Below are 26,521 nucleotides of genomic sequence, written 5' to 3'. Positions count from 1 at the left end.
GGCCTTCTCACGGCTCCGGCATAGGGCGCTCCTGACGCTCCGGGATGCGCGTGCGGTGTGCTGTGTGCATTCACCGGAGCCGAAGGGACCAACGAGCATGAACACGATCGACAGAGCGACGCAGGTCGACCCGAGCGAGACCAGGAGCCGCCGCCGAGGGGCCGTCCTCGTGTCGACGGCTGTGGCCGTCGCGGTCGTCGCCGGGTCCGCCTTCGGGGCGGCGAGCGGCGCGGGTCCGGCGTCCACGGCCTCGGCCAGCAGCGCAACGCCCCACATCAGCACGGCGCTGGCCCGGTCGGGCTACGGCTACGGCTACGGCTACGGGTATGGATACGGCGGGTCGGGGTCCGCCGGGGGCGGGTCGTCCGCCGGCACCACGTCCTCTCTGGGCAGCGCGACGACAACGCAGGAGGTGGGCGTCGTCGACATCACCTCCGAACTCACCTACGACCAGGCGGAGAGCGCGGGCACGGGCATCGTGCTCAGCGCGGACGGCGAGATCCTCACCAACAACCACGTCGTGGAGGGCGCGACCAGCATCAGCGTCACCGTCGTCTCCACCGGCGCCGTCTACGCGGCGACGGTCGTCGGGACGGACGCCACCGACGACGTCGCCGTCCTCCAGCTGAGCGGCGCATCCGGTCTCTCCACGGCAGTGCTCGACACAGCCGCGGACACCGCGGTGGGCGAGGCCGTCACCGGCGTCGGCAACGCCGGAGGAACGGGCGGCACCCCGTCTGCCTCGCCGGGTACGGTGACAGCGCTCGACCAGACCATCACGACACAGGCCGAGCAGACCGCCGCGTCGGAGACGCTCGACGGGCTCATCCAGACCGACGCCGACATCCAGGCAGGCGACTCCGGCGGCCCGCTCTTCAACGCGGACGACCAGGTCATCGGCATCGACACCGCGGCGGCGGAGGGTGGCCCGACGACGGCCGGCTACGCCATCCCGATCGAGGACGCGCTGACCATCGCCGCCCAGATCGAGGCGGGTCAGGCCTCGTCCACGGTGACGATCGGCTACCCGGCGTTCCTCGGGGTGGAGGTCGCCTCCACTCCAGGCTCGGGCGCCGCGATCGCAGGGGTCGTCGACGGTGGCCCCGCAGCGACCGCCGGGCTCGCCGCGGGCGGCACGATCACGGCACTGAACGGCGTCCCGATCGCCTCGGCGCAGGCGCTCACCCAGGCGCTCAGCGCGCTCGCCCCGGGCCGGACGGTCAGCCTGAGCTGGACCGACGCCACCGGCGCTGCGCAGACCGCCGACGTGACCCTGGGTACCGGACCGGCCGCCTGAGAGCACCTCGGCCATCTTTTCAGCTGAGCAGCGGGCAGGGGCGATCGTAGCGGCGTCCGGCCTCGTCAGCCTGCTGTGGGGGCGGGCGCCGACGCGGGCCCCCCGCTCGCGCCGACCCCGTCGACGTCCCCGTTCAGGCCGCGCACGACGAGGTCGACGTACCGACCGATCGTCCGCTCGTCCGGGGCATTGTTCGGATTGACCTCGGTCAGCACGATGCCCGCGAACCGCTCGCTGCCCGTGAACGCCTGGAGGCCGGCGACCGCCTCCTCGATCGTGAGACCCCAGGGCGGTGCGTCGGGGTTCGGCATGTTCGCCAGGGGCAGGTGCTGGTGGCCGAGCACGTCGACGTCGAAGTGCACGAGGAAGCGCTCCCCGGCTCCCTCCGCCGCCGCCAGTGCCGCGTGCGCTGCCGCGCGTGAGTCGAGATGGATGCGGGACGCCGGTACGCGGACCAGCCCCAGCCGTTCGACGAGGCCACGCTCGAGGTCGTCGCGGTCCTCCGGAAGCGCATCGCCGTAGAGCACGACCTCGTCCGGGCGCAGCAGCGGCGGCGGTCCCTCCAGACCCGACAGGCTCGGGTCGCTGCCGGGGAGCGCCAGCAGATGGGCGAGGCCCATCGCATCCACGTTGCCGTAGTCGATGCGCCCCGGCGTGTAGAGGTCGGGGCCGCCGTCCATGTACAGGAGGGCTGTCGGCTCGCCCGCACGGCGGAAGCCGGCGACCGCGCCCATCGTCACTGTGCAGTCGCCCCCGACGATCAGCGGTGTCCGGCCCGCCGAGATCACCACTGCGACCGCTCCGGCGGTCTCGCGGGCGACGCGTCGCACCTCTCCGATGTTCTGCCGGTCGAGGTGCTCGGGGTCGGGCCGCCGCCGGAATCCTCGCACGTCGCCGACGTCGCGGACGTCGTGCCCGCGAGCTTTGAGCATCCCGATCAGGCCCGCCGCCCGGATCGCCGCCGGGGCGAGATCCATGCCGGGCGTGTGGCCTCCGGCGCTCGACGGCACACCGACGAGGCCCCAGCTGCGCTGCCTGTTCACGCGCCCATCGTACGAGTGCCCGGCGACGCCGGTCAGGGCACGGCCGTACCGAGGAATAGCGCGCGGCCCTCCGCGGTTGCCGGGTTGCGTGACGACCGCCGCGATGCACGCCCCCGCCACACTCGACGAGCTCCTCGCGACTCTCGAGTGGCAGGTGGAGGAGTCGCGCCGCGAGGACGTCCGGAGCGGCACCCGTCTCGCCCTGTCCGGCCCGACGCTCCTGTACGTGGTGGACGGGTCGGTGCGCGTGCGCTCGGCCGGCCCGCAGCCCATGTCGTTCGCCTACCAGGCCGGCGACGTGGTCTTCACGACCGGGAGGCAGGACGCCGAGGCGCGAGCAGAGACCGCAGGCACGGTCGTCGTCTCCGAGCTCCGCCCGACGGCCGGATTCCACGCGCTCGATCGGCTGCCGGACCTGCTGGGAGTCCACCGCCTGGCCGACCTCGACCCCGGGATCGCGCTGCTGGCCTCCCGGATGGGATGCGGGACCGGCGAACGGCGGGCCGGCGACCGGGTGATCTGCGGGCGGATGGCGACCACCGTCGTCGCCGTCGCGATCCGTGCCTGGGCCGAGGGCGACTGCGTCCCGGACAATTGGCCGGCCGTCGTACAGGACCCGTTCCTCAGCCGGGTGCTCGACGCGATGCACGCGAACCCGGGACACCCGTGGACGCTCCGCGACCTGGCCGCGGTCGGCGCGATGTCGCGGACGACGTTCGCGGAGCGCTTCCGCGAGCAGGTGGGGCAGTCGCCCGCGAGCTACCTCGCGCAGGTGCGCATGGACGCGGCCATGACCTACCTCTCGCAGGACGGCCTCACCGTGAGCGAGACCGCTCGCCTGCTGGGATACGAGTCGGATGCCGGATTCAGCCGCGCGTTCCGGCGTCACACCGGTGCGGTGCCGTCCGTCTGGCGGCAGCGCGCGAGCTGAGCGCGCGAACCGTCACTCCGCTCGGCGAGGGGCCGCGCTGCGCCGTCCGGCGCTGCCGAACAGCACCACGCCCACGGCGACGACGGCCACGGCGACCAGGTACGTGAACCGCACGTCCATGCTGTCCACGAGCACCCCGCCGATACCCGCGCCCAGCGTGATCGCCAGCTGGAAGCCGGCGACGACGAGGCCGCCCGCCGCCTCCAGCCGATCCGGGATGTAGCGCCCGGCCCACGTGTTGATGACGGCAGGCCACGCGCCGAAGCCGAACCCCCACACGGCGACCGCGGCCGCGACGACGACGACCGACCCCTGCCCCAGGATCGCGAGGAGGATGGCGCCCGCGATGAGCGACGGCTGCAGGTAGCGCAGCAGTGCGAGGTGCCGGTCGGCGAGAGCGCCGACCACCAGGTTGCCGATCACCCCGCCGATCCCGAAGAGCACCAGCAGCGCGGCGGCGAACCCGGTGTCCAGCCCCGGCACCTGGTCGAGGGCGAGCCGGATGAACGTGTAGGCCATGAAGTGACCGAGCACGATGAGGATGTGGCCGGCCAGCCCCTGGCGCACGCCCGGCCTGCGCAGGGTGTCCCCGAGGATCCGCAGGCTGGACGCCTCCGCCGCCGCGACGGGAGGCAGGGCCACCCGCAGGGCGACCGCGACGACCGCGGTCAGCGCCGCCGCGCCCAGGAACACGCCCCGCCAGTCCACGAGGGCGGTGAGGTACACGCCGACCGGGACGCCCGCGACGACGGCGAGCGTCATGCCGGCGCTCACCGTGGTCAGGGCGCGACCCAGCCGGTCGGGGGTGGCCAGCCGAGCGGCGACTGTCAGCGACATCGACCAGAAGCCGCTGATCGCCACCCCGATGAGCAGCCGCGCGATCAGCAGCACCCACAGCGACGGCGCGAGCGCGACGGCGAGGTTGGACACGGCGGCGAGAGCCGCGACGAGCATCAGCAGCGTCCGCCGGTCCATCCGCGGGATCAGGATGCCGATGGTCGGCGCGGCGAGGAACCCGACGAACGCCGTGACCGTCACCGTCTGCCCGGCCTGCCCCGGCGTCACGCCGAGCTCCGCGGCCATCGCGGTCAGCACGCCCGAAGGCAGGAACTCCGCGGTCACCAGCACGAAGCTGGTGAGGAACATGACGATGAGGCCGCCCCAGCGCGTGCGCGAGAGCGGTCGGAGTGCGGGGGAGGCGGCCCGGACGGGCGAGGTGTCTGTCGTCACCCTTCGACTCTGGCCGACGGCGGAGCGGCGCGCCTGACTCTGCGTCCGCGGCCGGGCGACCGAGCGTCCACGAGGGGGAGGAGGAAGGGCGCCCTCCTCGCGGAGGGCGCCCCTGTCACGCCTGCCTGTCACGCCTGCCTGTCACGCCTCGCGGGTCTTCGGTGACCGCGTGGCCGTGTGCGACGGGTCGCGCTCGACGGCGCCGCCGAGCACCTCGTCGATCCGCCCGAGCAGCTCGGCCGGGATGGTCACGCCCGAGGCCTTCACGTTCTCGGTCACCTGCTCCGGGCGCGAGGCGCCGATGATCGCGGTGGCGACGTTGTCGTTCTGGAGCACCCATGCCACCGCGAGCTGCGCGGGAGTGAGGTCCAGCTCCTGTGCGATCGGCGTCAGCTCCTGCACACGGGTGAGCACGTCGTCGCTCAGCCAGCGCTTGACGGCGCCGGCCCCGCCCTTCTCGTCGGTGGCGCGGCTGCCCTCGGGCAGCGGGGCGCCCGGACGGTACTTGCCGCTCAGCACGCCCTGCGCGACCGGCGACCAGACGACCTGCGAGATGCCGAGCTCCTTCGAGGTCGGCACGACCTCGGCCTCGATCACGCGCCACAGCGCCGAGTACTCGGGCTGGTTCGAGATGAGCTGGATGCCCAGCTCCTTGGCCAGCGCGTGCCCGGCGCGCAGCTGGTCGGCCGTCCACTCGCTCACGCCGATGTAGAGCGCCTTGCCCTGGCGGACGACGTCCGCGAAGGCCTGCATGGTCTCCTCCAGCGGCGTCTCCACGTCGAAGCGGTGGGCCTGGTAGAGGTCGACGTAGTCGGTCTGCAGCCGCTGCAGGGAGCCGTCGATCGATTCGAGGATGTGCTTGCGCGACAGCCCGACGTCGTTGTGGCCCTTCGGGCCGGTGGGGCCGAACACCTTGGTGAAGATCTCCAGCGACTGGCGGCGCTCGCCCTTCAGCGCCTCGCCGAGCACGCTCTCGGCCACGGTGTTCGCGTAGACGTCGGCCGTGTCGAACGTGGTGATGCCCGCATCCAGGGCCGCACGGACGCACGCCGCCGCCGTGTGGTTCTCGACCTGTGAGCCGTGGGTCAACCAGTTGCCGTAGGTGATCTCGGAGATCTTGAAGCCGGAGTTGCCCAGGTATCTGAACTGCACTGTTGTTCCTTTCGCACCGCTGAAGGGTCGTCACGGCGATGCTAGACGCGCAGCGTTCCGCGAATCCAACAGGAGAATGCTCTCGGATTGAGTGCGTCGGTCGATGAATGCCGCCGCAGCGGTCAGCGCGCGGCGATCGCCCGGGTTCCCGCGTCGTGCGGCAGCCGCAACGCGCCCACCAGCGGGAGCAGCAGGAGGGCCGCGGCGAGCGCGAACGCCCAGTGGTATCCCGGCAGCGCAGAGCCGGTGAGGCCCTCGGAGACCGCGGTCGAGGCGCGCACGAACACCGCGACGGCCGCCAGGCCCAGCGCGACCGCGACCTGCTGCATGGCGGAGGCGAGCGTGTTCGCGTTGGTCGTCTCGCCCGGCTCGATGTCGGCGAACTGGAGGGTGTTGTAGGCGCTGAAGCCGATCGAGCGGAACACTCCGCTGACGAACAGCAGCAGCACGAGGAGGGCGACCGGCGCCCCCGGCCCGATCGCGACGAAGGCGAGGAGCACGAGCATCCCGAGCGCGTTCGACCAGATCAGGATGCGGCGGAAGCCGAACCGCCGGATGAGCGGCGTGGTGAACGGTTTGATGCCGAGGTTGCCCACGAAGACCGCGATGATCAGGAGGCCCGCGACCGTCGCGCTCCAGCCGTAGGCCAGCTGGAACAGCAGGGTGAAGAGGAACGGCGCACCGGTGATGATCATCCGGTACACCCCGCCGCCCAGGTTTCCTGCGCGGAAGGTGGAGCGGCGCAGCACGTTCCAGTCGAACAGCGCGTGCGCCCTCTCGCGCGAGGCCGCGATGTGCGCCCAGACGATGCCCGCCGAGGCGACGATGGCGACCGCGCCGGCAGCCTCCAGCAGCGGGTCGTCGGCGCTCAGCGCTTCCGCGCCGGCGGTCAGCAGGACCAGGGCGAACGCGACCGCCAGGTATCCGCGGAGGTCGAACGGCGCGGCGCGCCGCGGGCGGGAGTGCGGGATGAGCCGCAGCCCGGCGATGAGGGCGGCCATCCCGAGCGGCACGTTGATGAGGAAGATCCAGCGCCAGCCGACCGTGTCGGTCAGGATGCCGCCCAGCGCCGGCGCGATCACCGGAGCGATGAGTGCGGGCCAGGTGAGGTACGCGATCGCATCCAGGAGGTCGCGCGGCTCCGTCTCGCTGAGCACCGCCAGCCGGCCGACCGGCACCATGAGCGCGCCTCCGATGCCCTGCAGAACCCGTGCGAGGGTGAGAAGCGTGAGCGTCGGCGCCAACGCGCACAGCGCGGACGCGACGGTGAAGACACCGACCGCGGTGAGCAGCACCGGCCGCACGCCGATCCGCGTCGACAGCCAGCCGGTCGCCGGGATGCCGGCGGCGACGGCGAGCAGGTAGGCGACCATCGCGATGCTCAGTTCGGCCGGGGCGACCCCGAACTCGCGCGCCATCGTCGGCGCGGCGGTCTGGATGATCGTGCCGTCCAGGTTCTCCATGAAGAACGTGGCGGCGACGAGCAGAGCGAGTCCACGTGAGAAGGAGGCGGCTGTCCGGGTCATCCGTGCAGCGCCTCGTCCGAGTCGTCGGGCAGCGATGCCGGAACCGTCACGATCCGCCGTCAGCCTTCCGCGCCGGCGATGACGGTGCCGATCCCCAGGGCGGCCAGGATGCCGGCCGAGACGCGCTCGAGCGTCCGGGTGACGCGCGGACGCTTGAGCCAGGCGACCATCCGGGAGGCGAGCAGCACGACCGCGCCGAGGTAGGCCGCGGAGACCATCGCGTCGACCGCGCCCAGCAGCATCGTCTCGCCGATCCCGGCGTGCGCCGGGACGAACTGCGGCACGACGGCCAGGAAGAACAGGCCCACCTTCGGGTTCAGGAGGGTGGAGAGCGCCCCGGCGAGGAGGCTGCGCACGGACCAGCCGCGAGCGCCCGGCGCTCCATCGGGGGAGTCCGTGCCGTCGCCGCCGGGTGCGGCACCGGCCCGCGCGCCGCGCCGGGTCGCGATGAACGCCATCACGCCGAGAGAGACCAGGTACAGGCCGCCGACGATCTTCACGATGCGGAAGACCTCGGCGGACTGCTCGAGCAGGGCCGCCAGGCCCACGGCCACGAGCGCCGCCCAGACCAGCGAGCCCAGCGAGCATCCGATCGCCGCCGCGAAGCCGTCCCGCGCACGGCCCATGCTGTATCGGAGGACGAGGAAGGTGTCCGGTCCGGGCGTGAGCGCGAGCACCAGGCACAGCCCGGCGAAGGCGAGGATCGTGAACGGCGACATGCGTCGATCCTAGGGACAGTCGGCTCGGGGCGTGGTTCAGAGGGCGTGCGGGGGAGTCATCGCGTCACCGTCGAGCGCTTCGGCCGGGTCGTTGCCGACGGCGACGACGCGGTTGCGGCCGTCGACGTGCACGATCCGCGGTACGAACGTGCGCGCCTCTGCATCGTCGAGCTGGGCGTACGAGATGACGATGATGGTGTCGCCGACATGCACGAGGTGCGCCGCGGCGCCGTTGACCCCGATGACTCCGCTGCCGCGCTCTCCGGCGATCAGGTACGTCTCGAGGCGGGCGCCGTTGGTCACGTCGACGACGGCGACCTGCTCCCCGGGCAGCAGATCGGCGGCCTCCATCAGGTCGAGATCGATCGTGAGGGAGCCGACGTAGTGCAGGTCGGCGTGGGTGACCGTGGCCCGGTGGATCTTGGATGCGAACATGGTGCGGAGCACGGAACCATCCAAGCACGAACGGGCGGTTCCGGTTCCCCGGACGGCTAACCAGCTCGCAGACCCGCCAGCAGGATGCGCACCATCCGGTCCGTCCGCGGCGTCACCGCGCCGCGGGGTCCGCCGCCATGGCTGAGGTTCGCCACGGCGCCGAGGAGCTCCGCCGCATCCACCTCCTGCTCGATGTCGCCCGCGGCCCGCGCGGCGGCGAGCAGCCGCTCGAGAGTGGGGGCGAGGTGGGTCGAGAAGTAGTCGGCGAGCGGTTCGTAGGCGGGGTCGCCCGAGTGGAGGGCGGCCGCCAGCCCGCGCTTCGTCGCCACGAACTGCGTGTAGCGCATGATCCAACGGTCGAGGGCTTCGCCGGGAGGGTAGGCGGCCTCCAGTGCGGGGGCCGCGTCGACGCAGGCGTCGATCTCGGCGCGGAACACGGCCGAGATGAGGTCGGACCGCTGGGGGAAGTGACGGTACAGGGTGCCGACGCCCACTCCCGCGCGGTCGGCGATGCTGCGCACCGGGGCATCGACGCCGTCCGAAGCGAACACCGTCTTGGCCGCCTCGATCAGCGCGGTGACGTTCTGCCGCGCGTCCGCCCGCTGGGGCCGTCGCGTCGCTTCTGAGCGGCCGTCTGCGGTCGCGCTCGCCGGGGTGCGGGTGCGTGGGGGCATGGCAACTCCTCGTCTGGCGCGCAGGTGCGCGAGAGTGTTGTATCCGGAACATTGTTCCGCTACAGTCGGAACGTATCCGGAGTGACGTTCCGGTTCTCCGAATCCTACGGCACGGTGTCCGCCCGTGCAGAGATCGACTCAGTCTGGAGCACGGCAATGCAGTATCGAACGCTCGGCCGCACCGGCATCAAGGTCACCCCGTACGCGCTCGGCGCGATGATGCTCGGATCGCTCGGCAACCCCGACCGTGCGGAGGGAATCCGCATCATCCACCGCGCGCTCGACGGCGGTATCAACTTCATCGACACGGCCGATCGCTACGGCGACTCCGAGGAGGTGGTCGGGGAGGCGATCGCGGGACGCCGCGACGAGGTGGTCCTCGCCACGAAGTTCTGGGGTCCCGTCGACGACGACGTCAACCACCGCGGGGCATCCCGCCGCTGGATCACGCAGGCCGTCGAGCGCTCCCTCCGGCGGCTGCGCACGGACCACATCGACCTGTACCAGCTCCACCGGCCCGACCCGGAGACCGACATCGACGAGACGCTCTCGGCGCTCACCGACCTGGTCCGCCAGGGCAAGGTCCGCGCGATCGGCTCGTCGTCCATGCGCGGGTCCGAGATCGTCGAGGCGCAGTGGATGTCGGAGCGTCGCGGCCACGAGAGGTTCCGCACCGAGCAGCCCAACTACTCGATCCTCGACCGCGAGATCGAGCGCGAGATCCTCCCGGTCGCGCAGCGGTACGGCATGGGGACGCTCGTCTACAGTCCTCTCGCCGGCGGCACGCTCACCGGGCGCTACCGCGCCGGCCGGGAGAACGACAACTTCCGCTCCAGCCGCACCGGGATGCGCCACTTCCGCGACGAGCGCCGGCTCGCCGCCGTGGAGGAGCTGATCGCGCTCGCCGACGAAGCGGGCCTCAGCCTGACCCACCTGGCGATGGCCTTCGTCATCGCGCACCCGGGAGTCACGTCGGCGATCGCGGGCCCTCGCACCATGGAGCAGCTCGAAGACACTCTCGCCGGCGCCGAGGTCTCGCTGTCCGACGAGGTGCTCGACCGGATCGACGCGATCGTGCCGCCGGGGGAGAGCATCGGCGCGATGGACATGGTCTACCGCGGACCCGAGGTCGGCGACGCGTCCCTCCGCCGGCGGCCGGCCGCCGGCCGTTCGGCGGCCTGACCTCCGTCAGAGCGAGGCGGCGTCAGAGCGAGGCGGCGTCAGAGCGCGGCGGCCCAGTCGGCGACCGTCGTGACGGACGCCTGGCGCGGGAAGACCTTCTCCGTCAGCACGCGATGCACCTCCGGGTCGGCGTCGCCGCAGGCGTCGGAGAGCACCGTGAGCCGGTAGTCCAGATCGGCCGCCTGACGCACGGTCGACAGCACGACGCCGCTGGTCGAGAGACCGGCCAGCACCAGCTCGTCGGCGCCCAGGCCGCGCAGCAGCACCGCGAGGTCGCTGCCCGCGAAGGCGGAGATGCGCTTCTTGACCACGATCGGCTCGTCGTCGCGAGGCGAGAGGCGGTCGATGATCTGCGTCGCCGGGCTGTCGAGGTGCATCGCGACCCCGGCGGCGGCCGTCCGGCTGAATGCGACGTTGGAGGCGGCAACCTCCGGGTAGCCGGGGCGGAAGGCGACCCGGACGAAGATCGGGTGGATGCCGTGCTCGCGCGCGGCCGCGAGCGCTTCGGCGGCCGCGCCGACGGCGCCTTCGAAGCCGGGACGGCCGGCGATGCCGTTCTGGAAGTCCATCAGCAGCAGTGCGGTGGTCATCGGGGGTCCTCTCAATCTGGACAGTTATAACTGTGCAGTCTAGACTGTCGATATGGCTTCCACGAAACCGGACGTGACTCCCCAGCAGATCGCCGTCGATCTGCGCGCGGTGCTCGCGCGGCTGCTCCGCAAACTGCGCGAGGCGACCACCGACGCGATCACCCCCTCCCAGGCGTCGGCGTTGTCGCGGCTGAGCAAGGGCGGTGTCTCCACCGTGAGCGCCCTGGCCCACGCCGAGCGTGTGCGTCCCCAGTCGATGGCGGCGATCGTGGAGGCGCTGGAGAGCCTGGGCTTCGTCACCCGCAGCCAGGACCCGAGCGACGGCCGTCGCCAGATCGTCGAGCTGACCGACGAGGGATGGGCGCATGTCGCAGGGCAGAAGGAAGCGGGCCTCGCCTGGCTCGACGAGACGCTGGCGCAGCAGGTGTCGGAGGCCGAACTGATCACACTCGCCGCAGCGACGGCCATCCTCGAACGGGTCCTGGACTGATGCCGCTGAAGCCGCCGCCCGCCGGCAGGTTCGACCGGCGCCTGCTCGCGCCGATGATGCTCGGCGCTGTGCTCAACCCGATCAACACCGCCATCATCGCGGTCGCCCTCGCACCGATCGGCATCGCGCTCGGCGCCCCGGCCTCCGAGACCGTGTGGCTCGTGTCCGCCCTGTACCTCGCCACGGCGATCGGGCAGCCCCTGGTCGGCCGGCTGGTCGACATCTACGGCGTGAAGCGGCTCTTCCTCGCCGGTGGCGCTCTGGTCGCGGTCGCCGGCGCGATCGGCCTCGCCATCCCCGTGACCCACGACAGCATCTGGTGGCTCGTCGTCGCCCGCGTCGTGCTCGGCCTCGGCACGTGCGCGGGCTACCCGGCGGCGATGCATCTGATCCGTGCCGAAGGCCGCCGCACGGGCGTCGCGTCGCCGGCCGTCATCCTCACCGTCCTCTCGGTGACCACGCAGACCGTCGCGGTGATCGGCCCGACGCTGGGCGGCCTCCTCATCGGCGCGTGGGGGTGGCGTGCCACCTTCGCGGTCAACCTGCCGCTGGGTCTCGCCAGTCTCATCCTCGGCTGGATCCTGCTCCCGCGGACGACGGGCCTCGAGCCGCCGCGCGACGAGCGCCCGCGGATCGACGGGCTCGGCATCGTCTTCTTCGCCGTGGCGATGCTCGCGCTGCTGATCTTCCTGCAGAACATCTCCGTCGCGACCCTGTGGATGCTCGCCGTGACGCTGGTCGCGGGCGCCGGGCTGGTCTGGTGGGAGCTCCGCGTCGACGCGCCCTTCATCGACCTGCGGGTGCTCGGCGGCAATGGGCCGCTGCTGCTCACCTACACGCGCTCGCTGCTGACGGCCGTCATCTCGTATCTGTTCGTGTACGGCTTCACCCAGTGGCTGGAGGAGGGACGCGCACTGAACCCGACCGCGGCCGGCCTCGTGCTGCTGCCCGTCTTCGCCGCCGGGATCGGGGTGGCGCTCGCCTTCGGCCGCCGCCCGGAGGTGCTGTGGAAGCTGCTGATCGGCTCCATCGCCCAGCTGGCCGCCGGGGTGCTCGTGCTCTTCATGACCGGCGCGACGCCGATCTGGTTCCTCGTGGTCACGATGCTGGTGCTCGGCATCCCGCAGGGCCTGAACAATCTCGCGATCCAGAACACTCTGTACCATCAGGCGCAGCCGGAGCGCATCGCCTCCTCCGCCGGGTTGCTGCGCACCTTCTTCTACCTGGGCGCGATCGTCGCATCCGTCGTCTACGGCAACGTGTACGGCGCTCACGCCACGACGGGCGGACTGCACGTGCTCGGCTGGGTGGTCATCGGCATCTCGGCGCTGTTCCTGCTGATCACGGCGTTCGACCGCAGTCTGCGGGCCATCGGCCGGCCGGCGCCCGACCGGCCCGACGCTCCTGCCGACGCGTCGGCGGAGCGCCCTCAGGAGCCGGCGACGAAGGCCTGACGGCGCGAACCCCTCACTTTCCGCGACCCTCGACCAGGTTGGCGGCACCCCGCGCGCCGCGCCGCTCCGCCGGCCGTATCGTTGCCCCTGCACGCCCGGTGAGCCGGCGTCTCGGACGTGGTCCATCACGGCAGAAGGAGTTGCGACCATGAGCATCACCGACGACGCGCTGCGCGCCAACGAGACCCTCGCTTCGGAGTACGCGGGGACGGAGGGGCCTCCGGCGCCGAAGATCGCTGTCGTCACGTGCGCCGATCCCCGCCTGAGCGGGATCGTCCGGCTGATGGGCCTCCCGGACGCGGACGTCGACCTGATCCGCAACGTGGGCACCGTGATCGACGACGACGCGATCCGTTCGCTCGTCGTTTCGACGCGGATGCTCGGGACGAGCGAGATCGTCATCATCAACCACGACGACTGCGGCCTGACCCACTTCTCAGGGGACGAGCTGGTCGAGCGGCTGCGAGCGGAGACGGGCAGCTACCCGATCGCTCCCGCACAGTTCTTCACGTTCACGGATGCCGAGCGCAACACGCGCGAGCAGGTGCTGAAGGTGCGCTCCCACCCGTGGATCTCGCGCGACGTCCCCGTCCGCGGCTTCGTCTTCGGCGTCACGACAGGGCGGCTCGTCGAGGTGGTGGTCGAGGACTCGGCGGCGCCGGCCGCCCGATAGCGGCAGCGCGGCGCGGGCAGCGCGGCGCGGGCGTCGAAGGCGCGACGGCGTCAGAGCGTGCGCGGGTCGCTCGGGCCGCCGCGCGTTCCCTTGTGGGCCTCCTCGACGATGCGCACATCGTGCACCGTGACGCTCTCGGTCATGAGGAGGTCGAGCGACGTCACGAACAGGCGCCCGATCTCCTCCGGCGTCACGTCCGGTCCCGCCACGTCGACCCGGAAGCCCTGGGCCTGCAATCCGCCCTCGTTCGAGAACGTCACCTCGGCGTCGAACACCGCGCGGAACTGCGTCATCGTCCACCCTTCGTCGGTCGCCGTCGAGTCGGCGTGCGACACTCCAGATCCTAGGACGGAGCGGGCCTGCGGAGGAGGAATGTTCCCGGGGGGATCAGAGCCGCCTGACCGACTCCCGTTCCACGACCGGCATGGGGATGAGGTGGCGGGCGGCGGTGCGGTCGCCGGCGAGCGCCAGCTCCATCGCCTTGCGTCCCATCTGCTCGTAGGGGATGCGCGCCGTGGAGAGGGACGGGCGCAGGATGGAGGCCAGCACGTCGTCATCGAACGAGACGATCGAGACGTCGTCCGGAATCCGCACGCCGGCCTCCTGGAACGCTTGGTAGACGCCGAAGGCGACGTTGTCGTTCAGGCAGATCAGGCCGGTGATCTGGGCGCCGCTCTCGAGGAGCTCGCGGGCTTTCCGGTAGCCGGCCTCCGGCTCCCAGTGCCGTTCGTGCAGGTCGGCGACCAGCTCGATGCCCGCCTCCTCGAGCGCGCCGTCGATGCCGGCGAAGCGGTCCAGGATGGTCACCGACTCCTCGGGTGGAAGGATCGCCGGAGAGATCCGCCCGATCAGGCCGATGCGCCGGTGGCCCGCCTCGATCAGAACCTTGGCCATCGCCTCCCCGGCCGCTCGTTCATCGGGAAGGACGACGGGGTACTCGGTGGTCGTGGTGGCGTTGAGCATCACGACCGGCACGTCGTCGGGCAGCGGCGGCAGGGAGACGCGACGGGCCGCCATCGAGCCGAAGACGAGCCCGGCGGCGCGGCGGTCGACCATCGCGTCGAGCACCCCGCCGAGACGCTCGGGATGGTGCCCCGTCTCGGCGATGAGCACGGTGTGCTCGTGGTCTTCGGCGACGTCGAGCAACCCGCGGATCATGGCCGAGGCGTAGCGCGTGAGCGTCACATCGTCGGACACGAACCCGATGATCGGCGACGTGCCGGACCGGAGGGTGCGGGCGGCGGGATTCGGGCGGTAGTTGAGCTCCTCGGCGATCCGGCGGACGCGCGCGGCCGTGTCGGGGGAGAGACGGGTGCCGGGGCGGTCGTTCAGGATGAGGCTCACCGCCGCCTTGGACAGCCCGGCCTTGGCGGCGACATCGGCGATCGTCACCCTGTCCGGCATCGGCCCTCCCTCGATCTGCGGACCATTCAAGCAGGAGATTTTCCCGCGGTGCTTGCGCGCAACCCATCCTATTGCTATTTTCGACCGTGCTAAACGCATTCAGCACAGAGCTAAAAGCATTCAGCATCCAGCCCGCGCCAGCGGGACGACGATCACAATCCAACGGAGGATCACCATCGTGAGGAAGACAACCCGCCGGGCGCTCATCGCCACGGCCGTCGTCGCGGCCACCGCGGCGCTCTCCCTGACCGGCTGCGCCAAAGGCGGCGGCAGCACGGGCACATCCGGCGGCCAGCTCGTGATGTGGACGCACAACGCCGGCAACAAGGCCGAGCTCTCGGCCATCCAGTCGATCGTCAAGGACTTCAACGCTTCGCAGTCGAAGTACACGGTCAAGGTCCAGGCGTTTCCGCAGGACTCCTACAACCAGTCCGTCACGGCCGCGGCGGCGTCGAAGAAGCTCCCGTGCATCCTCGACATCGACGGGCCGAACGTGCCCAACTGGGCGTGGGCCGGCTACCTCGCCCCGTTGACCGGCATGGATGCGACGCTCTCGAAGTTCCTGCCGTCCACGGTCGGCAAGTACGACGGGAAGACCTACTCGTACGGCTTCTACGATGTCGCGCTCGCGATGATGTCCCGGAAGTCGACGCTCGAGGCCGCGGGCATCCGCATCCCCACCATCGACCAGCCCTGGACCAAGAGCGAGTTCCAGGACGCGCTGGACAAGCTGAAGGCGACCGGGAAGTTCGCCTACCCGGCCGACTTCGCCACCGGGCTCACGGGTGAGTGGTGGCCGTACGCGTACTCGCCGTTCCTGCAGAGCGCGGGAGGCGACCTGATCGACCGCGACGGCTACAAGACCGCCGACGGTGTGCTGAACGGGAGCGACGCGATCGAGTGGGCGAAATGGTTCCGCGGTCTCGTCGCCGGCGGGGACATCTCGGCGAAGTCCGGCGCCGACCCGGTCGCCGACTTCATCAACGGCAAGAGCGGCATCCTGTACGACGGCGGCTGGGCGGCCGAGCAGGTGCGCGGGCAGTTCAAGGACGACGCCCTCTTCCTGCCGTCCGTGGACCTCGGCAAGGGACCGAAGATCGGCGGCGCCTCCTGGCAGTGGGGCGTCTCGAAGACGTGCGGCGACACCGCGGGCGCGATGGCGTACATGAAGTTCGCCGCCGCCGACAAGTACGTCGCCCAGGTCGCCAAGGCGACAGGGACCATCCCGGCCACCGACGCGGCCGCGGAGCTGGTGCCCGGCTACCAGCAGGGCGGCGAGAACGCGATCTTCCGCGAGTTCTCGAAGAAGTTCGCCGAAGTGCGGCCGGTGACCCCGGGCTACCCGTTCATCGCGACCACCTTCACGAAGGCCGCTCAGGACATCATCAACGGCGCCGACCCGAAGTCGACCCTCGACCAGGCGGTCAAGGACATCGACGCCAACCAGAAGTCGAACAACTACTTCAAGTAGCCGGTCAGGACCGGCCCGGGCGAAGCCGCCAGGGCCGGTCCCGCCGACGGACAAGGACGTCACCCATGAGCACCATCGTCAAGCCGGCCCCGCCGCGGACCGGCACCGCGCCCGCTGCGGGGCCGCGGGCAAGGACCCGCCTCGTCGGCGGCCGTAAGGAGGCAGCCGTCGGCTGGGTGATGCTCCTGCCCGCCGCCGTGCTGATCGTCACCTTCCTCCTGGTGCCGATCGGCCTGACCTTCGGGCTGGCCTTCACCAACGCCCGACTGGTCTCGCCGGAACCCGCGCACTTCGTCGGCATGGACAATTTCGTGGCGCTGTTCACGGACGACACGTTCTGGGCGTCGCTGCGCAACACCATCGTCTTCACGGTGGTGATCGTGCCATTCCAGTCGGCGCTCGCGCTCGTCCTCGCGCTCCTGGTCAACACCCGGACGCACGGCACGACCTTCTTCCGCACCGTCTTCTTCCTCCCGGTCGTCACCTCGATCGTGGTGGTCTCGATGCTCTGGCTGTTCCTCTATCAGAAGGACGGCCTGATCAACGTCATGCTCGCGAAGGTCGGCATCCAGGGGCCGGACTGGCTGGGCGACCCGCACTGGGCGCTGCTCGCCATCATCCTGATGTCCGCGTGGCAGGCCATGGGGTTCCACATGATCATCTGGCTCGCAGGACTCCAGACCGTCCCGGCCGAGCTGTACGAGGCGGCGGCGCTCGACGGCGCCACCCGCTGGCAGCAGTTCGCCCACGTCACCTGGCCGGGCCTGCGGGCCACGCGCACGTTCATCCTGATCACCATCACGATCGCCGCGTTCGGGCTGTTCACCCAGGTGCAGATCATGACGCAGGGCGGCCCGCTCAACTCCACGACCACGCTCGTCTTCCAGGCGGTGCGCAGCGGGTTCCAGCAGCAGCAGACGGGCTACGCGTCGGCCATCTCGCTGGTGTTCTTCGTGCTCGTGCTGGTGGTCACCCTCATCCAGCGATTCCTCACCCGCGACAAGGAGGCCCGGCGATGACCGACACGATCCGCGACGTCGCGGACATCGAGACACCCCACTCCATCGACACGGAACGGCGTCGCCGCCCGATCTGGCGCCCCGCGATCATGCTCGCCCTCAAGGTCGTGCTGGCGCTGGTCTTCGGGCTGCCGCTGGTGTTCATGATCGTCTCGAGCTTCAAGCCGGATGCTCAGATCTTCGGCGACCTGGGCGGAGTCCAGGCGTTCCTGCCGGTGGGCGACCTCAGCTTCGACAACTATCTCGGCGTCTTCGACCGGGTGCCGTTCGCGCAGTTCCTGTTCAACTCGATCCTGATCTCGGTGCTGACCGTCGGGCTCGGGCTGATCGTGAACTCACTCGCCGCATTCGCCCTGTCCCGGATGCGCATCCCCGGCGGTCGCATCGCCCTCGGGGTCATCCTGGCGACGCTGATCGTGCCGTTCGAGGTGATGGCGCTCCCGCTGCTGTGGGAGGTGAACCAGCTGCCCTACTTCGACGGCAGCCAGATCGTGCAGGGCTGGCTCGACACCTACACCGTGCAGATCGTGCCGTTCATCGCCAACGCTTTCTCGATCTTCCTCTTCTACCAGTACTTCGACTCCATCCCGAAGGAGCTGGACGAGGCCGCCCGGGTCGACGGCGCGGGCTGGTTCCGCATCTACCGGAGCATCATCATGCCGCTGGCCGGCCCGGCCGTGGCGACAGTCGCCATCCTCACGTTCCTTCCGGCGTGGAATCAGTACCTCTGGCCGCTCATGGTGACCCAGAGCGAGGCGGTGCGGCCGGCGATGGTGGGCATCGACTACTTCAAGCAGCTCAACACCTCGTGGGGCCAGATCATGGCCTACGCGAGCATCATCACCGTCCCCGTGCTGGCGCTGTTCGTGGCGTTCCAGCGCTCGTTCGTCAACTCCATCGCCTCGCAGGGGCTGAAAGGCTGACCATGTACGCACTCCCCGACAGCTGGGTCTGGGACTTCTGGCTCGCCGACGACGGTGACCGGTACCACCTCTTCTTCCTGTACGCGTCGAAGGCGCTGAAGGACCCGGGTGCCCGCCACTACCGCGCCTCCATCGGCCACGCGGTCTCCGATGACCTGGCGACGTGGACGCGGGTGGTCGACGCGCTGGTCCGTAGCGACGCTCCTGCGTTCGACGAGCTCGCCACCTGGACCGGCAGCGTCGTCCGGGGCGACGACGGACTGTGGCGGATGTTCTACACCGGCACGGTGCTCACCGACGAGGGCAACGTGCAGAGCATCGGCGTGGCGACCTCGCGCGACCTCTTCGACTGGGTGAAGAGCGACCGCAATCCGATCCTCACGGCGGATCCGCGCTGGTACGAGCGGCTCTCCGACGGCCACTGGCACGACGAGGCGTTCCGCGACCCGTGGGTGTTCCGCGACGAGCGTGCCGGCGCCTGGCGGATGCTCATCACCGCGCGCGCCAACCGCGGGCGTGCCGACGACCGGGGCGTGATCGCCACCGCGCTGTCGCCCGATCTCGAGACGTGGGAGTTGCAGCCGCCGCTGAGCGAGCCGGGAAGCGGGTTCGGCCAGCTCGAGGTGCTCAACACCGCGGAGATCGACGGGAGCAGCGTCCTGTTCTTCTCGTGCCTCGCGCCGGACCTGGCCGACGAGCGCAGGCTGACCGGTACGACCGGCGGCGTCTGGGCGGTCGTCGCGGATGCCGAGGGCCGGTGGGATCCGCGCCGGGCGCAGCAGATCACGGATGACGACCTCTACGTCGGCCGCGTCATCCAGGATCGCGCCGGCGGACGGCCGGTGTTCCTGGCCTTCCGGAACGTCACCGCCGACGGTTCGTTCGTGGGCGGCGTCACCGATCCGCGCGCCATCTCCGTCGAAGACGGCGTCGTGGTGCTCGGGCGGCCGATCACGGCCGGTGCCCGGGCAGTGGCCGTCGGGGGCTGATGCGCTCGTCCCGCGGCAGGGGGAGAATCGTCGCGTGGATCGACGGGACGGGGCGAGCATGACGCGACTGATCGGCATCGAGGAGCACTGGACGCTCGACAGGATCGACCGGGCGCTGCGAGCCCTGCCGGCCGACCAGCGGGATGACAGTCTCGCGCTCAACGACCACGGCGACGCCGGCACCCGGCTGGCGGATCTCGGCGAGAGCCGGGCGGCAGCCATGGCCGAACAGGGCGTCGACCTCCAGGTGCTCTCGCTCGCCCCGCCCGGCGCGCAAGGGCTGAGTGCTGCGGATGCGGTGGACCTGTGCCGCGACGCCAACGACGTCGCCGCCGAGGTCGTGCGGTCGCATCCCGACCGGTTCCGCGCGATGGCGACGCTCCCGCTGGCCGACCCGACGGCGGCGGCCGGCGAACTGGAACGCGCCGCCGGGGCGGGGCTCACCGGCACCATGGTGTACGGCCGCGTCGGCGACGTGGTCCTGGACGACGCACGGTTCGACGACGTCTGGGCGGTTGCAGAACGCCTCGGCCAGCCGGTCTTCATCCACCCGCAGATCCCGGCGCCGGCGGTGCGCGCCGCGGCGTACAGCGGTCTGGGCGGCTTCGGCGACCTGGCGCTGTCCACCTTCGCCTGGGGCTGGCACATCGAGGCGGGCACCGCAGCGCTCCGCCTGATGGCGGCCGGGGTTCTCGACCGTCACCCCGGTCTCCGGCTGGTGCTTGGCCACTGGGGCGAGCTGCTGCTGTTCTGGCACCAGCGCGCGGACGGCCTGGCCCTGGCCGCCGGGCTGGAGCGGTCGATCACCGAGTATCTGCGGCAGAACGTGTGGATCACCGCCTCCGGGATGCTCGACCCCGCCATGCTCAGGCACGCCCTCGCCGTCACGACACCCGACCGCCTCCTGTTCTCGACGGACTATCCCTTCCAGCGTCCGACACGGAGGGACGTCGACGCCTTCCTGGCGGAGTTCCCCGACGACGACGCGCGCGCCGCGTTCGCGTCGGGCACTGCGCGCGGGCTGTTCGGGATCGGCTAGGTCGCCTCCACGGACGGGCGCGCTCCACCCCGGACGTCCGGGGTGCTCGCTCGCACGCGGACCGCGAGGGCGTGGTGCCGGACGGTCAGCGTCGCCGCGATGACGGCGCCGTGGGGATCCCCGTCGAGCTGGATGCCCTGCGGCTCGGCGAACCGGACCGTCATGGTGCGCGCCTGCGCATACCGGATCGCGCGCGTCTCCCGGGAGAACCGCCCGACGAAGCGGCCGAACCCCGTCCGGTGCAGCACGCGGTTGAAGGCAAGCCGGTAGCCGATGTCCGTCCACCCCGCGCCGCGTCCCGGCCGCATGATCACGGCGTCCAGCATCCCGTCGTCCACGACGGCGTTCGGCAGGAGCAGCATCCCGGCCGTCAGGCTGCCCGAGTTGCCGACGATGACCGTGTGCGCCCGCGTCTCCACCTCCGGGCCGTCGTCGAGGGTGTACGTCAGGTCGAACTGCTTGTTGCCCAGGATGCTGCGGGCGATCGGGTCGGAGTAGGCCAGCCAGCCGATACGTGCCTTCAACTGCTGATTCGTCTTGGCGGCCATCTCGGCGTCGAGGCCGATCCCGGCCATGACGAGGAACGCATGCTCCTCGCGCTCGCCGTCGGGTCGCTCGAGCACTGCGGTGGCCAGATCCACCATCCGGTCGGTGCCGCCGAAGGCGAGGTCGACCGCCGCGCGGAGGTTGAGGGGCAGGCCCAGTTCGCGGGCGAAGAGGTTCCCGGTGCCCGACGGGACGAGCCCGATCGGGATGCCCGTCCCGGCCAGCGACTCCGCCGCGGTCCGCAGCGTGCCGTCGCCGCCCGCGACCACGATCAGCGCGGGCCGGGAGGCGAGCGCGGCCAGCACCGCGCTGCGGCCGTCGTCCGTCGGGCTGGTCTCGAACCACTCGGACGGCGCCCAGACCTCCGCCTCCGACGCCGCGACCGCCGAGCGCAGCGCCGCGACCTGGACCTTGCTCGGGTTGACGACGATCGCCGCGCGTCGCGCCCCGGAGGCGGAGCCGGCATCAGTCGTCACGGGTCCACGGTACGGCAGGGACGACCCACGCGTCATCGACGGGGGTACGGGTTCGGGTCCCCGGACCCCCGTCGCGAGGAGCATCGTCGCTCCTCGATCTGCGACGACATTCGTGCAGGTATCGCAGACGACAGCGCAGTGGTCGTTCCGGGCCTCGGAGCCCGGATGGCGCCGCACCCGAAACGGAGCCGTCCGGACTGGGCCCGAGCGATGCGCCGAAATGTTTCGGAGACAGCACCGCCGGGGTCTGGGGCATCGGCTCCAGTCTCGCACCATCGCCGCGCGGGCAACAGGTGCGCCCCTCACCGATTCTGGCGGTCCTAGTGTGGGGACGCCGGGGCTGCATCTTCCCTCGATCGGCGCTATCGTCTCGGCATGTGCCGGAACATCCGTTGCCTTCACAACTTCGAGCCGCCGACGACCGACGACGAGGTGCGGGAGGCCGCCCTCCAGTTCGTGCGAAAGGTGAGCGGGTCCACGCGTCCATCGCGGGCGAACGCCGCGGCATTCGACCAGGCCATCGACGAGATCGCCGAGGCGACGCGGCGGATGCTCGACCAGCTCGTCACCAACGCGCCGCCGAAGAGCCGCGAGCTGGAGGCAGCCAAGGGGCGCCAGAGGCATGAGAAGCGCATGGAGCGCGAGGTGAGGATCCGGACGGCGTCCGTGTGAGCCGTCGCGGATCTCCGCACCCGGATCGACCGGTTCCTGACGGCCGCCCTGCCTGGGCGTGCACAGGTCAGACGGACTTCTTCTTCCGGGCACTCCGCCGGACGAAGCCGAAGATGAGGGTGCCGATGAAGAGGATGATGCCGATGATCGCGAGCCAGAGCAGCCCCTTGATGGCGAACCCGACGACGGCCAGCACGGCCCAGACGACCAGGAGGATCACGATCACTGTCAACATACCCCTCACGGTACCCGCGAAAGGGCGCCGCAACGACGGCGAGGCGAATCGGCTCATTCACATTCCACGCACCGCTCGACGCGGGTAGGCTGGCGGCAAGCGCCCCGGACCTCGACGTCGACGATCGAACGGGGCGTCCATCATGTCCGAGGTCTCCACCGGCCGGCAGCAGCCGGCCCGCGCCGGCAACGAGTACACGGCACTGGCCGCGATCATCCGGGAGTCGGGGCTGCTCCGCCGGCGTTACGGCTACTACTGGACCAAGCTCGTCCTCGTGCCCGTCCTGACCGGCGTCGCCGTGCTCGCGTTCGTGCTGATCGGGGACAGCTGGTGGCAATTGTTCACCGCGGTGTTCTTCGCGTTCCTGTTCACCCAGATCGCCTTCCTGGGACACGACGCCGCGCACCGGCAGATCTTCCGCTCGGGACGCTGGAACGACTGGGCCAGCCTGATCGTCGGCGACCTGTTCGTCGGCATGAGCTACGGCTGGTGGCAGCACAAGCACACGCGGCACCACGCGAACCCGAATCAGGAGGGCGTCGATCCCGACATCGAACTGCCGGTCATCGCCTTCACCCCGCGGCAGGCGCAGGACCGGCCTGCCGCCCTGCGCTGGCTGATCGGGCACCAGGGCTGGTTCTTCTTCCCCGTCCTGCTGCTGGAGGGGCTCTCGCTGCACGCGTCGAGCGTCCGCCGGGTGCTCGCCCGTGAACCGGTCGCGCGGAGGCCGGTCGAGATCGCGTTCCTGGCCGTGCGCATCGTCGGCTATCTGACGCTCGTGCTGCTGGTGCTGTCGCCTGGCATCGCGGCCGTCTTCCTCGCCGTGCAACTCGGCCTGTTCGGCTTCTACATGGGCATGTCGTTCGCCCCCAACCACAAGGGGATGCCGCTGGTGCCGCACGACGTGAAGCTCGACTTCCTGCGCCGGCAGGTGCTGATGAGCCGCAACATCCGGGGGAGCAGGACGCTCGACTTCCTGATGGGCGGCCTCAACTACCAGATCGAGCACCACTTGTTCCCGTCGATGCCGCGGCCGCACCTGCGGCGTGCGGCGCCCACGATCCGAGCGTTCTGCGTGGAGCACGAGGTGACCTACACCGAGACCGGGCTGCTGCAGTCCTACGCGATCGTCACCCGCCACATCAACCGGGTGGGGCTGGGGGAGAAGGACCCGTTCAGCTGCCCGCTGCTCGAGCTGCGCCAGACGCCGGCGTCGGATCGGGCCCCGTCGTCGGATCGGGCCCCGGCGATCGACCAGGCGCCGGGGTCACGCGCCCAGCTCCCGCCGCATCAGCCAGCGCACCCGGCCCCCTGAGTGCGCATCCGTCGCCACCACTCGCGAGAAGCCGTGCTTCTCGAACAGCTGCACCGTTCCCACGTAGCCGCTGATCACATCCACCTTCTCGCCGCCGGTGTCGACCGGGTAGCCTTCGACGATTCTCGCCCCGGCGTCGCGCGCGTGCGCGACGGCGCCGTCGAGGAGGTCGTGCATCAGTCCGCGCTTGCGGAAGCCGCCGCGCACCACGAAGCAGACGATGGACCACGGGTCCAGCTCCTCGTCGAGGCGTGGGATGGTGCGCGAGTTCATCAACCGCCGGTAGGTCGACTTAGGGGCGACGGAGCACCAGCCGGCGACCTCCCCGTCGACGTACGCCAGGACGCCCGGGCCGGGCTCGGTCCGGCACTCGTCGTGCATGTACGCGATACGACCGGGCATGTCGAGGCGCGAGTCGCGGAACGACATGCAGACGCACCCGCCACCACCCGGCTTCCGCGGCACCATGAAGGTGGCGAAGTCGTCCCAGCGCCCGGTGGCGGGCAGCACGTCGATGGACATGGTCGCAGGCTAGCGCGTGCCACCGACGGTCGGCCGCTCTACGCCCGCGGCCCGAACCATCGGGCCAGCCGCTTCTCCAGCTCGGCCTGTTCGGAGCCCGCCCAGGCCACATGGCCGTCGGGGCGGATCAGCGCGGCCGGCACATCGAGGTCCGCTCCGGCATCCCGCAGCAGGTCGACGCGCCCCGTCCATCCCGTCGCCGTGAGATGGCCGGTCCGATCCAGCAGCAGGCCGCGGCCGCCGTGCAGGCGATCGTAGAGCCGGCCGGACGAGAGCGGGATGTCGCGCAGCCGTCGTCCGACGAGCTCCGGCCCGTCGTCGAGGTCGTAGCGCACCGCGATTCCCGCGACCTTCACTCCCAGCGTGCGGGCGACGGCGTCGATGTCCATGAGCTCGGTGAGGATGCGGCGCACGGCCTGCGGACCGGGTTCCGGTGAGATGAGCTCGCTCTGCGCCCGGGTGAGGGTCAGCACGTCCTCGCCGGCGGGCCGGCGCTCGCCCTCATAGGAGTCGAGCAGGTCGCCGGGCGCCCAGCCGCCGACCTCGGCGGCGAGCTTCCAGCCGAGGTTGAACGCGTCCTGGATGCCGAGGTTGAGCCCCTGGCCACCGAGCGGCGGGTGGATGTGCGCCGCGTCCCCGGCGAGCAGCACCCGCCCGGAGCGGTACCGCTCGGCGATCCGGGTGGCGTCCGTGAACCGCGTGATCGACCGCGGCGAGTGGATGCCGAAATCGGTGCCCGCGTACGCGCGCAGCTGTGTGCGGAACTCCTCGAGTGTCGGAGCGACGGTGCGATCCTCCGATACGGACGCCGCAGGCACCACCGCCCGGTAGAGGCCGTCGCCGCTCGGCCCGATGCCGAACCCGCGGTGCGTCGCGCGCACCCGCTCCGAGGTCGCGGCGATCTCGTCCGCCGGGGCGGTCGCCTCCGCCTCGCCGAGGATCCACTCGGTCGTCGCCGCTTCGCCGGGGAATCCGATCCCGAGGGTCCGCCGAACCAGGCTGCGGCCGCCGTCGCAGCCGACCAGCCAGCCGCCGCGCATCCGCTCGCCGTCGGCGAGCTCGACCGTGACACCCGTCGCGTCCTGCTCGAACGCCGTCACCTCCCGGCCGCGGCGGATGTCCGCGCCCAGCTCCGCCGCACGCTCGGCGAGCAGACGGTCGGTGACCGGTTGCGGCATCGCGAGGATGTAGTCGTGCGTCGTGTCGAGCTCGACGGGACGCGGGCTCGGGATGCCGGCGAAGCGGCCGCCGCCCGGGTACCGGGTCCCCGCGGCGAGGAACCGGTCGAGCAGTCCGCGCTGATCCATGATCTCGATGCTGCGCGGGTGCAGCCCCAGGGAGCGGACGGCGGTCGTCGGCTCCGCGTCGCGCTCCACCACCAGCACCCGCACGTCGTGCAGGCGAAGCTCGCTTGCCAGCATCATCCCGGTCGGGCCTCCGCCGCTGATGATCACGTCGAACTGCTCCGAACCCATGCGCATCCCATCCTCCGCCTCGCACCGCGCGTCACGATTTCACGCGCGACCAGCCATTCTGGCGGATGAGGTGGCCCTTGCGGCAAGCCCCCGCCCGGACGGTATCCTGGAAATGCAGGGACGGGCGGCGTCGCCGACCCGGCGCCTCGTGCGGCCACACTGTGGCCGCATTCCCCGAACGAGTATTGCTGCTGGTTCGTTCTCCCCGTCCCGGGTTCAGCGCCTGGCGACGACGTGGATGACGCCGCTCTCCGCCACCTGCGAGCTCACGGTGTGCGTCCGGTCCAACCCGGCCAGATCGTCCCACAGCCGGTTGCCGCGGCCGAGGAAGATCGGGGCCACCTGCAGGTGCAGGTCGTCGACCAGGCCGGCGCGCAGGAAGGCCTGCGCGGTGCGGTAGCCGCCGCCGATGCGCACGTCGAGATCGCCGGCGGCCGCGGTGGCCTCGGCGAGCACGTCCTCGATGGCGCCGGCTCGGAAGTGGAACGTCGTGCCCCCGTCCATCGCGATCGGCTCCCGCGGCGCCTGGTGGGTGAGCACGAAGACCGGCGTCCCGAAGGGCGGGGTGTCGCCCCACCAGCCCTTCCAGTCCGGATCGTCCGGGAAGGAGTGCAGCCCGAACATGGCCGCACCCATGATCTCGGCGCCGACGCCCTCGAAGAAGGCGGAGGCGAAGGCGTCGTCGATTCCTGTCGTTCCCGCGCCGCTCGTGTCGCCGAAGACCTTCTCCCGGAAGGTCCGCGTCGCCACGTAGGCCTCGGTCAGGCGCCCCCAGTCCTCGCCCATGGGGTTGCCCGGCGGGTCCTCGGGCGACGGCGTGTAGCCGTCGAGCGAGACGAACAGGTCCATGCGGACGCGGGTCATGGGGCTCCTCCCTCCGGACGCGGTCGCGCCGGGTGGGTTCACCCTAGTGCGGACCGCCGACACGCGGGTGCGCCGGTGGCGTGCGATTGCGACCACTTCTCCTGTGCCGTCGAGTCCGGGCGCCTCGCAGAAGTCGATCTCCGAGCGGCTGGCGCAGTGGGCGGATTCACCGATG

Annotated in this window: 28 protein-coding genes; 13 read left to right on the top strand and 15 right to left on the bottom strand. The window is 71.0% G+C overall.

What is annotated here, in order from left to right:
• Nucleotides 1-97: 97 nt before the first annotated feature.
• Nucleotides 98-1,297, top strand: a complete 1,200-nt coding sequence (locus ACR9Y5_RS15945) for a S1C family serine protease (RefSeq protein ID WP_481298861.1) — start codon at nucleotides 98-100, stop codon at nucleotides 1,295-1,297.
• 65 nt (nucleotides 1,298-1,362) lie between these two features.
• On the opposite strand, the gene ACR9Y5_RS15940 is transcribed toward ACR9Y5_RS15945, so the two are convergent.
• On the bottom strand, nucleotides 1,363-2,340 hold the full coding sequence (locus ACR9Y5_RS15940; RefSeq protein WP_481298860.1) for an arginase family protein: 978 nt from the start codon (nucleotides 2,338-2,340) through the stop codon (nucleotides 1,363-1,365).
• An 88-nt stretch (nucleotides 2,341-2,428) separates the two neighbouring features.
• Between ACR9Y5_RS15940 and ACR9Y5_RS15935 the strand changes: the two genes are divergently transcribed.
• Nucleotides 2,429-3,271, top strand: coding sequence for a helix-turn-helix domain-containing protein (locus ACR9Y5_RS15935; protein WP_481298859.1), 843 nt, complete (start codon nucleotides 2,429-2,431; stop codon nucleotides 3,269-3,271).
• Between the two features lie 12 nt (nucleotides 3,272-3,283).
• Here ACR9Y5_RS15935 and ACR9Y5_RS15930 read toward each other — a convergent pair whose 3' ends face one another.
• The 6 genes from ACR9Y5_RS15930 to ACR9Y5_RS15905 all read right to left on the bottom strand — a co-directional run bounded on the left by ACR9Y5_RS15930 (nucleotide 3,284) and on the right by ACR9Y5_RS15905 (nucleotide 9,007).
• Nucleotides 3,284-4,501, bottom strand: a complete 1,218-nt coding sequence (locus ACR9Y5_RS15930) for an MFS transporter (RefSeq protein ID WP_481298858.1) — start codon at nucleotides 4,499-4,501, stop codon at nucleotides 3,284-3,286.
• A gap of 141 nt (nucleotides 4,502-4,642) precedes the next feature.
• Nucleotides 4,643-5,653, bottom strand: a complete 1,011-nt coding sequence (locus ACR9Y5_RS15925; protein ID WP_481298857.1) for an aldo/keto reductase family protein — start codon at nucleotides 5,651-5,653, stop codon at nucleotides 4,643-4,645.
• A 122-nt stretch (nucleotides 5,654-5,775) separates the two neighbouring features.
• Nucleotides 5,776-7,179, bottom strand: coding sequence for an MFS transporter (locus ACR9Y5_RS15920; protein WP_481298856.1), 1,404 nt, complete (start codon nucleotides 7,177-7,179; stop codon nucleotides 5,776-5,778).
• A gap of 59 nt (nucleotides 7,180-7,238) precedes the next feature.
• Entirely contained in the window at nucleotides 7,239-7,898 is a 660-nt protein-coding gene (locus tag ACR9Y5_RS15915; RefSeq protein ID WP_481298855.1) for a LysE family translocator, read from the bottom strand.
• Between the two features lie 36 nt (nucleotides 7,899-7,934).
• Nucleotides 7,935-8,345, bottom strand: coding sequence for an aspartate 1-decarboxylase (gene panD / locus ACR9Y5_RS15910; protein WP_481298854.1), 411 nt, complete (start codon nucleotides 8,343-8,345; stop codon nucleotides 7,935-7,937).
• A 44-nt stretch (nucleotides 8,346-8,389) separates the two neighbouring features.
• Nucleotides 8,390-9,007, bottom strand: a complete 618-nt coding sequence (locus ACR9Y5_RS15905) for a TetR/AcrR family transcriptional regulator (RefSeq protein WP_481298853.1) — start codon at nucleotides 9,005-9,007, stop codon at nucleotides 8,390-8,392.
• 156 nt (nucleotides 9,008-9,163) lie between these two features.
• Between ACR9Y5_RS15905 and ACR9Y5_RS15900 the strand changes: the two genes are divergently transcribed.
• Nucleotides 9,164-10,189: an aldo/keto reductase gene (locus ACR9Y5_RS15900; protein WP_481298852.1), complete on the top strand. Its 1,026-nt coding sequence runs from the start codon at nucleotides 9,164-9,166 to the stop codon at nucleotides 10,187-10,189.
• 38 nt (nucleotides 10,190-10,227) lie between these two features.
• Here ACR9Y5_RS15900 and ACR9Y5_RS15895 read toward each other — a convergent pair whose 3' ends face one another.
• The gene (locus tag ACR9Y5_RS15895) at nucleotides 10,228-10,779 is read right to left on the bottom strand and encodes a cysteine hydrolase family protein (RefSeq protein ID WP_481298851.1); all 552 of its coding nucleotides are present in this window, start codon (nucleotides 10,777-10,779) and stop codon (nucleotides 10,228-10,230) included.
• Between the two features lie 52 nt (nucleotides 10,780-10,831).
• Here ACR9Y5_RS15895 and ACR9Y5_RS15890 point away from each other — a divergent pair, with 52 nt between their 5' ends.
• From ACR9Y5_RS15890 to ACR9Y5_RS15880, 3 genes are all read left to right on the top strand, one after another.
• On the top strand, nucleotides 10,832-11,269 hold the full coding sequence (locus ACR9Y5_RS15890; protein WP_481298850.1) for a MarR family winged helix-turn-helix transcriptional regulator: 438 nt from the start codon (nucleotides 10,832-10,834) through the stop codon (nucleotides 11,267-11,269).
• Nucleotides 11,269-12,723 carry an MFS transporter gene (locus tag ACR9Y5_RS15885; protein ID WP_481298849.1) on the top strand — a complete coding sequence of 485 codons (1,455 nt, stop codon included), beginning with the start codon at nucleotides 11,269-11,271 and terminating at the stop codon, nucleotides 12,721-12,723. The genes ACR9Y5_RS15890 and ACR9Y5_RS15885 overlap by 1 nt, the downstream gene beginning before the upstream one ends.
• Before the next feature lie 148 nt (nucleotides 12,724-12,871).
• Nucleotides 12,872-13,396 (top strand): beta-class carbonic anhydrase, encoded by a 525-nt coding sequence (locus ACR9Y5_RS15880; RefSeq protein WP_481298848.1) that lies wholly within the window; start codon nucleotides 12,872-12,874, stop codon nucleotides 13,394-13,396.
• 50 nt (nucleotides 13,397-13,446) lie between these two features.
• On the opposite strand, the gene ACR9Y5_RS15875 is transcribed toward ACR9Y5_RS15880, so the two are convergent.
• Nucleotides 13,447-13,731 carry a hypothetical protein gene (locus ACR9Y5_RS15875; RefSeq protein WP_481298847.1) on the bottom strand — a complete coding sequence of 95 codons (285 nt, stop codon included), beginning with the start codon at nucleotides 13,729-13,731 and terminating at the stop codon, nucleotides 13,447-13,449.
• Nucleotides 13,732-13,783: 52 nt separating this feature from the next.
• Entirely contained in the window at nucleotides 13,784-14,800 is a 1,017-nt protein-coding gene (locus tag ACR9Y5_RS15870; RefSeq protein WP_481298846.1) for a LacI family DNA-binding transcriptional regulator, read from the bottom strand.
• Between the two features lie 178 nt (nucleotides 14,801-14,978).
• On the opposite strand from ACR9Y5_RS15870, the gene ACR9Y5_RS15865 reads away from it, so the two are divergent.
• From ACR9Y5_RS15865 to ACR9Y5_RS15845, 5 genes are all read left to right on the top strand, one after another.
• Nucleotides 14,979-16,271, top strand: coding sequence for an extracellular solute-binding protein (locus ACR9Y5_RS15865; RefSeq protein ID WP_481298845.1), 1,293 nt, complete (start codon nucleotides 14,979-14,981; stop codon nucleotides 16,269-16,271).
• 65 nt (nucleotides 16,272-16,336) lie between these two features.
• Nucleotides 16,337-17,290 carry a carbohydrate ABC transporter permease gene (locus tag ACR9Y5_RS15860; RefSeq protein WP_481298844.1) on the top strand — a complete coding sequence of 318 codons (954 nt, stop codon included), beginning with the start codon at nucleotides 16,337-16,339 and terminating at the stop codon, nucleotides 17,288-17,290.
• A gap of 89 nt (nucleotides 17,291-17,379) precedes the next feature.
• Nucleotides 17,380-18,213 carry a carbohydrate ABC transporter permease gene (locus ACR9Y5_RS15855; protein ID WP_481299595.1) on the top strand — a complete coding sequence of 278 codons (834 nt, stop codon included), beginning with the start codon at nucleotides 17,380-17,382 and terminating at the stop codon, nucleotides 18,211-18,213.
• 2 nt (nucleotides 18,214-18,215) lie between these two features.
• Nucleotides 18,216-19,202, top strand: a complete 987-nt coding sequence (locus ACR9Y5_RS15850; protein WP_481298843.1) for a glycosyl hydrolase family 32 — start codon at nucleotides 18,216-18,218, stop codon at nucleotides 19,200-19,202.
• A gap of 34 nt (nucleotides 19,203-19,236) precedes the next feature.
• Nucleotides 19,237-20,241 (top strand): amidohydrolase family protein, encoded by a 1,005-nt coding sequence (locus ACR9Y5_RS15845; protein WP_481298842.1) that lies wholly within the window; start codon nucleotides 19,237-19,239, stop codon nucleotides 20,239-20,241.
• Here ACR9Y5_RS15845 and ACR9Y5_RS15840 read toward each other — a convergent pair.
• Nucleotides 20,238-21,263 (bottom strand): diacylglycerol/lipid kinase family protein, encoded by a 1,026-nt coding sequence (locus tag ACR9Y5_RS15840; protein WP_481298841.1) that lies wholly within the window; start codon nucleotides 21,261-21,263, stop codon nucleotides 20,238-20,240. The two genes, ACR9Y5_RS15845 and ACR9Y5_RS15840, sit on opposite strands and share 4 nt — an antisense overlap.
• 375 nt (nucleotides 21,264-21,638) lie before the next feature.
• Between ACR9Y5_RS15840 and ACR9Y5_RS15835 the strand changes: the two genes are divergently transcribed.
• Nucleotides 21,639-21,935, top strand: a complete 297-nt coding sequence (locus ACR9Y5_RS15835) for a DUF2277 domain-containing protein (RefSeq protein WP_481298840.1) — start codon at nucleotides 21,639-21,641, stop codon at nucleotides 21,933-21,935.
• A 67-nt stretch (nucleotides 21,936-22,002) separates the two neighbouring features.
• On the opposite strand, the gene ACR9Y5_RS15830 is transcribed toward ACR9Y5_RS15835, so the two are convergent.
• Nucleotides 22,003-22,170, bottom strand: a complete 168-nt coding sequence (locus ACR9Y5_RS15830) for a hypothetical protein (protein WP_481298839.1) — start codon at nucleotides 22,168-22,170, stop codon at nucleotides 22,003-22,005.
• A gap of 142 nt (nucleotides 22,171-22,312) precedes the next feature.
• On the opposite strand from ACR9Y5_RS15830, the gene ACR9Y5_RS15825 reads away from it, so the two are divergent.
• Entirely contained in the window at nucleotides 22,313-23,485 is a 1,173-nt protein-coding gene (locus ACR9Y5_RS15825; protein WP_481298838.1) for a fatty acid desaturase family protein, read from the top strand.
• On the opposite strand, the gene ACR9Y5_RS15820 is transcribed toward ACR9Y5_RS15825, so the two are convergent.
• From ACR9Y5_RS15820 to ACR9Y5_RS15810, 3 genes are all read right to left on the bottom strand, one after another.
• Nucleotides 23,438-24,007: a GNAT family N-acetyltransferase gene (locus ACR9Y5_RS15820; protein WP_481298837.1), complete on the bottom strand. Its 570-nt coding sequence runs from the start codon at nucleotides 24,005-24,007 to the stop codon at nucleotides 23,438-23,440. The genes ACR9Y5_RS15825 and ACR9Y5_RS15820 overlap by 48 nt on opposite strands.
• A 38-nt stretch (nucleotides 24,008-24,045) precedes the next feature.
• Complete coding sequence (locus ACR9Y5_RS15815) at nucleotides 24,046-25,482, bottom strand: FAD-dependent monooxygenase (protein ID WP_481298836.1); 1,437 nt, start codon at nucleotides 25,480-25,482, stop codon at nucleotides 24,046-24,048.
• Between the two features lie 216 nt (nucleotides 25,483-25,698).
• Nucleotides 25,699-26,346 carry a dihydrofolate reductase family protein gene (locus ACR9Y5_RS15810; RefSeq protein ID WP_481298835.1) on the bottom strand — a complete coding sequence of 216 codons (648 nt, stop codon included), beginning with the start codon at nucleotides 26,344-26,346 and terminating at the stop codon, nucleotides 25,699-25,701.
• Between the last annotated feature and the right edge of the window lie 175 nt (nucleotides 26,347-26,521).

Source organism: Leifsonia sp. KNZ13-11D (assembly GCF_056754895.1).
The sequence above is the reverse complement of the archived record's forward strand: the minus strand, read 5'-3'. Positions and strand labels throughout refer to the sequence as shown.

Coding starts and splice junctions, on each gene's coding strand:
- ACR9Y5_RS15825 (WP_481298838.1), top strand. CDS start 22,313: ATGTCCGAGGTCTCCACCGGCCGGCAGCAGCCGGCCCGCGCCGGCAAC.
- ACR9Y5_RS15905 (WP_481298853.1), bottom strand. CDS start 9,007: ATGCCCCCACGCACCCGCACCCCGGCGAGCGCGACCGCAGACGGCCGC.
- ACR9Y5_RS15855 (WP_481299595.1), top strand. CDS start 17,380: ATGCTCGCCCTCAAGGTCGTGCTGGCGCTGGTCTTCGGGCTGCCGCTG.
- ACR9Y5_RS15810 (WP_481298835.1), bottom strand. CDS start 26,346: ATGACCCGCGTCCGCATGGACCTGTTCGTCTCGCTCGACGGCTACACG.
- ACR9Y5_RS15815 (WP_481298836.1), bottom strand. CDS start 25,482: ATGGGTTCGGAGCAGTTCGACGTGATCATCAGCGGCGGAGGCCCGACC.
- ACR9Y5_RS15920 (WP_481298856.1), bottom strand. CDS start 7,179: ATGACCCGGACAGCCGCCTCCTTCTCACGTGGACTCGCTCTGCTCGTC.
- ACR9Y5_RS15860 (WP_481298844.1), top strand. CDS start 16,337: ATGAGCACCATCGTCAAGCCGGCCCCGCCGCGGACCGGCACCGCGCCC.
- ACR9Y5_RS15900 (WP_481298852.1), top strand. CDS start 9,164: ATGCAGTATCGAACGCTCGGCCGCACCGGCATCAAGGTCACCCCGTAC.
- ACR9Y5_RS15915 (WP_481298855.1), bottom strand. CDS start 7,898: ATGTCGCCGTTCACGATCCTCGCCTTCGCCGGGCTGTGCCTGGTGCTC.
- ACR9Y5_RS15850 (WP_481298843.1), top strand. CDS start 18,216: ATGTACGCACTCCCCGACAGCTGGGTCTGGGACTTCTGGCTCGCCGAC.
- ACR9Y5_RS15830 (WP_481298839.1), bottom strand. CDS start 22,170: ATGTTGACAGTGATCGTGATCCTCCTGGTCGTCTGGGCCGTGCTGGCC.
- ACR9Y5_RS15890 (WP_481298850.1), top strand. CDS start 10,832: ATGGCTTCCACGAAACCGGACGTGACTCCCCAGCAGATCGCCGTCGAT.
- ACR9Y5_RS15945 (WP_481298861.1), top strand. CDS start 98: ATGAACACGATCGACAGAGCGACGCAGGTCGACCCGAGCGAGACCAGG.
- ACR9Y5_RS15835 (WP_481298840.1), top strand. CDS start 21,639: ATGTGCCGGAACATCCGTTGCCTTCACAACTTCGAGCCGCCGACGACC.
- ACR9Y5_RS15880 (WP_481298848.1), top strand. CDS start 12,872: ATGAGCATCACCGACGACGCGCTGCGCGCCAACGAGACCCTCGCTTCG.
- ACR9Y5_RS15820 (WP_481298837.1), bottom strand. CDS start 24,007: ATGTCCATCGACGTGCTGCCCGCCACCGGGCGCTGGGACGACTTCGCC.
- ACR9Y5_RS15885 (WP_481298849.1), top strand. CDS start 11,269: ATGCCGCTGAAGCCGCCGCCCGCCGGCAGGTTCGACCGGCGCCTGCTC.
- ACR9Y5_RS15895 (WP_481298851.1), bottom strand. CDS start 10,779: ATGACCACCGCACTGCTGCTGATGGACTTCCAGAACGGCATCGCCGGC.
- ACR9Y5_RS15870 (WP_481298846.1), bottom strand. CDS start 14,800: ATGCCGGACAGGGTGACGATCGCCGATGTCGCCGCCAAGGCCGGGCTG.